General features: G+C 55.0%; 3 protein-coding genes, 3 tRNA genes, 3 rRNA genes and 1 pseudogene. 8 read left to right on the forward strand and 2 right to left on the reverse strand.

The features are described from left to right. The first annotated feature begins 533 nt into the window (after positions 1 to 533). From AC07NC_RS17290 to AC07NC_RS17325, 8 genes are all read left to right on the forward strand, one after another. Positions 534 to 1,994 (forward strand): 16S ribosomal RNA (locus AC07NC_RS17290). 207 nt (positions 1,995 to 2,201) lie between these two features. Next, positions 2,202 to 2,278 (forward strand) — tRNA-Ile (locus AC07NC_RS17295). A gap of 88 nt (positions 2,279 to 2,366) precedes the next feature. After that, positions 2,367 to 2,442 (forward strand) — tRNA-Ala (locus tag AC07NC_RS17300). 200 nt (positions 2,443 to 2,642) lie between these two features. Beyond that, positions 2,643 to 5,429 (forward strand): 23S ribosomal RNA (locus AC07NC_RS17305). 89 nt (positions 5,430 to 5,518) lie between these two features. Continuing rightward, positions 5,519 to 5,633: ribosomal RNA gene (gene rrf / locus AC07NC_RS17310) — 5S ribosomal RNA — on the forward strand. Together the 16S, 23S and 5S rRNA genes with 3 tRNA genes alongside form the textbook arrangement of a ribosomal RNA operon. A gap of 103 nt (positions 5,634 to 5,736) precedes the next feature. After that, positions 5,737 to 5,813, forward strand: a tRNA-Met gene (locus tag AC07NC_RS17315). Between the two features lie 49 nt (positions 5,814 to 5,862). Continuing rightward, positions 5,863 to 6,213: a hypothetical protein gene (locus AC07NC_RS17320; protein ID WP_494570285.1), complete on the forward strand. Its 351-nt coding sequence runs from the start codon at positions 5,863 to 5,865 to the stop codon at positions 6,211 to 6,213. 18 nt (positions 6,214 to 6,231) lie between these two features. Continuing rightward, positions 6,232 to 6,399, forward strand: a complete 168-nt coding sequence (locus AC07NC_RS17325; RefSeq protein WP_494570286.1) for a hypothetical protein — start codon at positions 6,232 to 6,234, stop codon at positions 6,397 to 6,399. On the opposite strand, the pseudogene AC07NC_RS17330 reads toward AC07NC_RS17325, so the two are convergent. Next, positions 6,367 to 6,435, reverse strand: a pseudogene (locus AC07NC_RS17330) (hypothetical protein); the annotation flags it as partial. The gene AC07NC_RS17325 and the pseudogene AC07NC_RS17330 sit on opposite strands and share 33 nt — an antisense overlap. 35 nt (positions 6,436 to 6,470) lie before the next feature. Continuing rightward, a partial coding sequence (locus tag AC07NC_RS17335) for a hypothetical protein (protein ID WP_494570287.1) occupies positions 6,471 to 6,657 on the reverse strand: 187 nt, incomplete at its 5' end.

Here is a 6,657-nt window from a genome sequence, read left to right on the forward strand (position 1 = left end):
CCGCCTCGCTCGGAAACGGGCCGGCCCTGAGGGCTTCGGAGCTTTGGTTTCGGGGGTTTTGAGGGGAAGAAAGAGTTGAGAAACTTCTTGCTTTCCTGGGTTGGTTTCAATAGGTTCCGCGCTCCAATCGAATCGCCGAACGGTTAAGAGGAAAGCCTCTGCGTTTTCCTCCGGTGGTTTTTTGTGGTTTTGAGGCTTCGGTCTCGGGTCTGCAAAATCTCTGAAAAGAGCGGTTGACACGAGGTTCGCGGTTCTCTAAATCGCCGCCTCCGCCGACGACGAGGCGCTAAACAAGTCGGGCCGCTGAGGCGGTTCTGGGTCTTTGACATTGTTGATATGGAAAGAGAAACGCAGGCGGCGGTGTTCTAGCGATGACCTTCGGGTCATTATACGACACTGACTATCTGCGGTCTTTTTGAAAAGATACCATGCGTCGGTCTTCGGATCGATGACGTGGGAACTCGTCAATAAAATACGTAGAACTAATGCCAAGATCACTTCGGTGGTCTTCAAGCTTAGGTCAGAAGTCAACTCAACCTGAGAGTTTGATCCTGGCTCAGAGCGAACGCTGGCGGCAGGCCTAACACATGCAAGTCGAACGAACTCTTCGGAGTTAGTGGCGGACGGGTGAGTAACACGTGGGAACGTGCCTTTAGGTTCGGAATAACTCAGGGAAACTTGTGCTAATACCGAATGTGCCCTTCGGGGGAAAGATTTATCGCCTTTAGAGCGGCCCGCGTCTGATTAGCTAGTTGGTGAGGTAAAGGCTCACCAAGGCGACGATCAGTAGCTGGTCTGAGAGGATGATCAGCCACATTGGGACTGAGACACGGCCCAAACTCCTACGGGAGGCAGCAGTGGGGAATCTTGCGCAATGGGCGAAAGCCTGACGCAGCCATGCCGCGTGAATGATGAAGGTCTTAGGATTGTAAAATTCTTTCAGTAGGGACGATAATGACGGTACCTACAGAAGAAGCCCCGGCTAACTTCGTGCCAGCAGCCGCGGTAATACGAAGGGGGCTAGCGTTGCTCGGAATTACTGGGCGTAAAGGGAGCGTAGGCGGACATTTAAGTCAGGGGTGAAATCCCGGGGCTCAACCTCGGAATTGCCTTTGATACTGGGTGTCTTGAGTGTGAGAGAGGTATGTGGAACTCCGAGTGTAGAGGTGAAATTCGTAGATATTCGGAAGAACACCAGTGGCGAAGGCGACATACTGGCTCATTACTGACGCTGAGGCTCGAAAGCGTGGGGAGCAAACAGGATTAGATACCCTGGTAGTCCACGCCGTAAACGATGATTGCTAGTTGTCGGGATGCATGCATTTCGGTGACGCAGCTAACGCATTAAGCAATCCGCCTGGGGAGTACGGTCGCAAGATTAAAACTCAAAGGAATTGACGGGGGCCCGCACAAGCGGTGGAGCATGTGGTTTAATTCGAAGCAACGCGCAGAACCTTACCACCTTTTGACATGCCTGGACCGCCAGAGAGATCTGGCTTTCCCTTCGGGGACTAGGACACAGGTGCTGCATGGCTGTCGTCAGCTCGTGTCGTGAGATGTTGGGTTAAGTCCCGCAACGAGCGCAACCCTCGCCATTAGTTGCCATCATTTAGTTGGGAACTCTAATGGGACTGCCGGTGCTAAGCCGGAGGAAGGTGGGGATGACGTCAAGTCCTCATGGCCCTTACAGGGTGGGCTACACACGTGCTACAATGGCGACTACAGAGGGTTAATCCTTAAAAGTCGTCTCAGTTCGGATTGTCCTCTGCAACTCGAGGGCATGAAGTTGGAATCGCTAGTAATCGCGGATCAGCATGCCGCGGTGAATACGTTCCCGGGCCTTGTACACACCGCCCGTCACACCATGGGAGTTGGTTCTACCCGAAGGCGCTGCGCTGACCGCAAGGGGGCAGGCGACCACGGTAGGGTCAGCGACTGGGGTGAAGTCGTAACAAGGTAGCCGTAGGGGAACCTGCGGCTGGATCACCTCCTTTCTAAGGATGCTTCTCCAGGCCGTCTCTCACGAGACTGTCTATTGAGGCTCCGATTTAGCGGAGCGCTTCACAGCGCCGAGCACTATGCGGAATGCCGCCGTCTCCGTTTCTCTTTCCACTTTCGTCATCGACGCATCGACCATACGGGTTGATGTATTGGTGACGCGATCGCGAGCCTGGGTCTCTTGACCTGGCTGTCGCTGCCATAGGCCCGTAGCTCAGGTGGTTAGAGCGTACGCCTGATAAGCGTAAGGTCGGCAGTTCGAGTCTGCCCGGGCCTACCAGCTCATGCTGGTTGCTGGGGTTGGCCTCCAGCCCACAGGCAGTATCGTATGACAGCTCTCCTGGGCTTTGCACCATTCCTGTTGGAATGGGGCCATAGCTCAGTTGGTAGAGCGCCTGCTTTGCAAGCAGGATGTCGTCGGTTCGACTCCGTCTGGCTCCACCAGGATCTTGTGATCGCATTCAAGTTTGCCGTTGGCCGTAAGGCCGGCGTGCATTGAAATCGTAAAGGAAGAACGTGACCGGCTCCCCTGAGCTTGTAGGTCTTGTTCGAGAAGAAGACATTGTCTGACAAAAATCAGGCTCGGTCCCCCGGCATCTTTCCAGTCGGGCGGAATAAACCGAGCATGAGTTTTGCTGAGAAACGATCAAACGTTGAAGGGCTTCTGACGGATGCCTTGGCGTAGAGAGGCGATGAAGGACGTGGCAAGCTGCGATAAGAACCGGGGAGGCGCTAGCACCCTTTGATCCGGTTATTTCCGAATGGGGAAACCCACCTTTACAGTCTTCCAACTCTGCTTCGGTTTCGGCCGGAGCGGCGATTGGCGGATTGTTGAAAGGTATAATGAGCTGAATACATAGGCTTCATTAAGCGAACCCGGGGAACTGAAACATCTCAGTACCCGGAGGAAAGGACATCAACCGAGACTCCCGTAGTAGTGGCGAGCGAACCGGGACCAGGCCAGTGCTCTTGTGAAATAAAGACGAACGATCTGGAAAGGTCGGCCATAGTGGGTGAAAGCCCCGTAGTCATCAAACAGCAAGAGACTCGAGTAGGGCGGGACACGTGAAATCCTGTCTGAACATGGGGGGACCACCCTCCAAGCCTAAGTACTCCTCTACGACCGATAGTGAACAAGTACCGTGAGGGAAAGGTGAAAAGCACCCCGACAAGGGGAGTGAAACAGATCCTGAAATCGGAAGCCTACAAGCAGTCGGAGCCCCCAAGCGGGGTGACGGCGTACCTTTTGTATAATGGGTCAGCGACTTCATGTGTCGAGCAAGCTTAAGCCGTTAGGTGTAGGCGCAGCGAAAGCGAGTCTGAATAGGGCGCTAAGTTCGACGTATGACGACCCGAAACCAGGTGATCTATCCATGAGCAGGTTGAAGGTTGGGTAACACCAACTGGAGGACCGAACCCGTGAATGTTGAAAAATTCTGGGATGACTTGTGGATAGGGGTGAAAGGCCAATCAAACCTGGACATAGCTGGTTCTCCGCGAAATCTATTTAGGTAGAGCGTCCGACGAATTCCTTGGGGGGTAGAGCACTGGATGGTTGCGGGCTGCGCGAGCGGTACCAATACTAACCAAACTCCGAATACCCAAGAGAACTATCGGGCAGACACACGGCGGGTGCTAACGTCCGTCGTGAAAAGGGAAACAACCCTAACCATCATCTAAGGCCCCCAAGTCACGGCTAAGTGGGAAACGATGTGGGATTGCTTTGACAATCAGGAGGTTGGCTTAGAAGCAGCCATCCTTTAAAGAAAGCGTAACAGCTCACTGATCAAGCGATCCTGCGCGGAAAATGTAACGGGGCTCAAGCCGTGCGCCGAAGATATGGGTTTGCAGTTTACTGCAAGCGGTAGCGGAGCGTTCCGTAGGCCGGTGAAGGTCAGGCGTGAGCCTGGCTGGAGGTATCGGAAGTGAGAATGCTGACATGAGTAACGATAAGAGTGTGAGAGACACTCTCGCCGAAAGACCAAGGGTTCCTGCGTAAAGCTAATCTGCGCAGGGTTAGTCGGCCCCTAAGGCGAGGCTGAAAAGCGTAGTCGATGGGAAGCAGGTAAATATTCCTGCACCAGCTGGAAGTGACGGATGGCTTAACTCGTACCCACTTATTGGATTGTGTGTGCGGGGGCGTTGTCCCAGGAAATAACTCCAGCAGAGACCGTACCCGAAACCGACACAGGTGGTCAGGTAGAGCATACCAAGGCGTTTGAGAGAACTATGCTGAAGGAACTCGGCAAATTGCACGCGTAACTTCGGAATAAGCGTGACTCACCCTGGGCAACCAGGACTGAGTGGCACAAGCCAGGGGGTAGCGACTGTTTAGCAAAAACACAGGGCTCTGCGAAGCAGCAATGCGACGTATAGGGTCTGACGCCTGCCCGGTGCCTGAAGGTTAAAGGGAGTTGTGAAAGCGACGAACTGAAGCCCAGGTAAACGGCGGCCGTAACTATAACGGTCCTAAGGTAGCGAAATTCCTTGTCGGGTAAGTTCCGACCTGCACGAATGGCGTAACGACTTCCCCACTGTCTCCAGCATAGGCTCAGTGAAATTGAATTCCCCGTGAAGATGCGGGGTTCCCGCGGTCAGACGGAAAGACCCTATGAACCTTTACTATAGCTTCGCCTTGGCGTTAGCGACCGTATGTGTAGGATAGGTGGGAGACTATGAAACCGGGGCGCCAGCTCTGGTGGAGTCGTCCTTGAAATACCACCCTTACTGTCGTTGACGTCTAACCGAGGGCCGTTATCCGGTCCCGGGACATGGCGTGGTGGGTAGTTTGACTGGGGCGGTCGCCTCCTAAAGTGTAACGGAGGCGCGCGATGGTGAGCTCAGAGCGGTCGGAAATCGCTCGTCGAGTGCAATGGCATAAGCTCGCCTGACTGCGAGACTGACAAGTCGAGCAGAGACGAAAGTCGGCCATAGTGATCCGGTGGTCCCGAGTGGAAGGGCCATCGCTCAACGGATAAAAGGTACTCTAGGGATAACAGGCTGATTTTGCCCAAGAGTCCATATCGACGGCAAAGTTTGGCACCTCGATGTCGGCTCATCACATCCTGGGGCTGGAGCAGGTCCCAAGGGTATGGCTGTTCGCCATTTAAAGTGGTACGTGAGCTGGGTTCAGAACGTCGTGAGACAGTTTGGTCCCTATCTGCCGTGGGTGTTCGAAGCTTGAGAGGATCTGTCCCTAGTACGAGAGGACCGGGATGGACATACCTCTGGTGTACCTGTCATGGCGCCAGCTGTGCAGCAGGGTAGCTAAGTATGGAATAGATAACCGCTGAAAGCATCTAAGCGGGAAACTAACCTCAAAACAAGGCTTCGCTGAGGATCGTGGAAGACTACCACGTTGATAGGCCAGGTGTGGAAGTGGGGCGACCCATGAAGCTTACTGGTACTAATAATCCGATCGGTTTGATCGTTTCTCAGCAAAACTCATTCGATGATCATCCTTGACCCGATGATCGTCACGACAATGTCTTCTTCGCAATCTCTCTGTCCGCCCCGTTGACCCGGTGGCTATGTCGGAGGTTCCCCACCCGATCCCATTCCGAACTCGGTCGTTAAGCCCTCCAGAGCCAATGGTACTTCGTCTCAAGGCGCGGGAGAGTAGGTCGCCGCCGGGTCTACCGGGCGGACAGAGTGATTGCTAAATACCTGGCCTATCGCGCTTCGCGCTACTTCAGCCCAGGCTTCTCGAACCGTTCTTCCTTCACGACTACCGCTTGCCGCGGGATGGAGCAGCCCGGTAGCTCGTCAGGCTCATAACCTGAAGGTCGTAGGTTCAAATCCTACTCCCGCACCCAACTTCATAGTATTTTCGCCGTCCTGGTTCCCCAGGGCGGCGATTTTGCCTTGTACCGTCAACGCAAACTTGCCCCGCGCTTCCAGCGGCATGACCACCACGGTCTCGATCAACTTGCGAACGAGATCCTTCGCTTCCACAGCCGCCTCGCTATCGCTGCGTTCCAATGCGCGCTCCAACGAGCCTACGACGGCTCTGTAGTGGTTCACGACATTGGGATGGAGCGTGACGACAGAGGGCTCCGGCGATATTGCGAGTCTGGATTCAAGTTCGGCGCGCCGCGTCTCAAGCGTATCCAGCCTATCCTTGATCGCCATGCCGCTCAGTATGCCGTCCGCCACCTGGTCTACCAGGTGCGAGGCGCGCCGTTTGACCTCAGCGAGTTCATTCTCGATTCTTGACCGCCCAAGCTCCAGCTCTTGTCGCTCTTTTTCGGCAGCATTCCAGGCTTCCTGAACGGCGATCACGATCCGTTCCGGCGAGAGAAGTCGATTTTTGATCGCGGCCAGGACACGCGCCTCGATCTCGGTGCTCTTTATGCCACGGCCGTTCGTGCAAACCAGTTTCCCCCGTTCACGGCGCCATGAGCACATGAAGCGTTGGTCGCCCCCACTCCGGATCATCGGGCCACCACAGACCCCGCAGGTCAGTTTGCCGCTCAACAAGTGTCGTGGTCGCACAGCGCCGCGAGGGAGGCCGGACAAGGCGACAGCTTGTTTTCCTCATAGCGATCACGAACCTTGGACCATAGGTCCTCGGAGATGATGCGAAGATGGGGCACTTCGGTGCGCAGGATTTCTTGGGGATCTCCCGTGCGAGCTTGACGCTTGCCTGTACGCCTAGCT

Source organism: Brevundimonas sp. GW821-FHT10A07, from assembly GCF_059415785.1.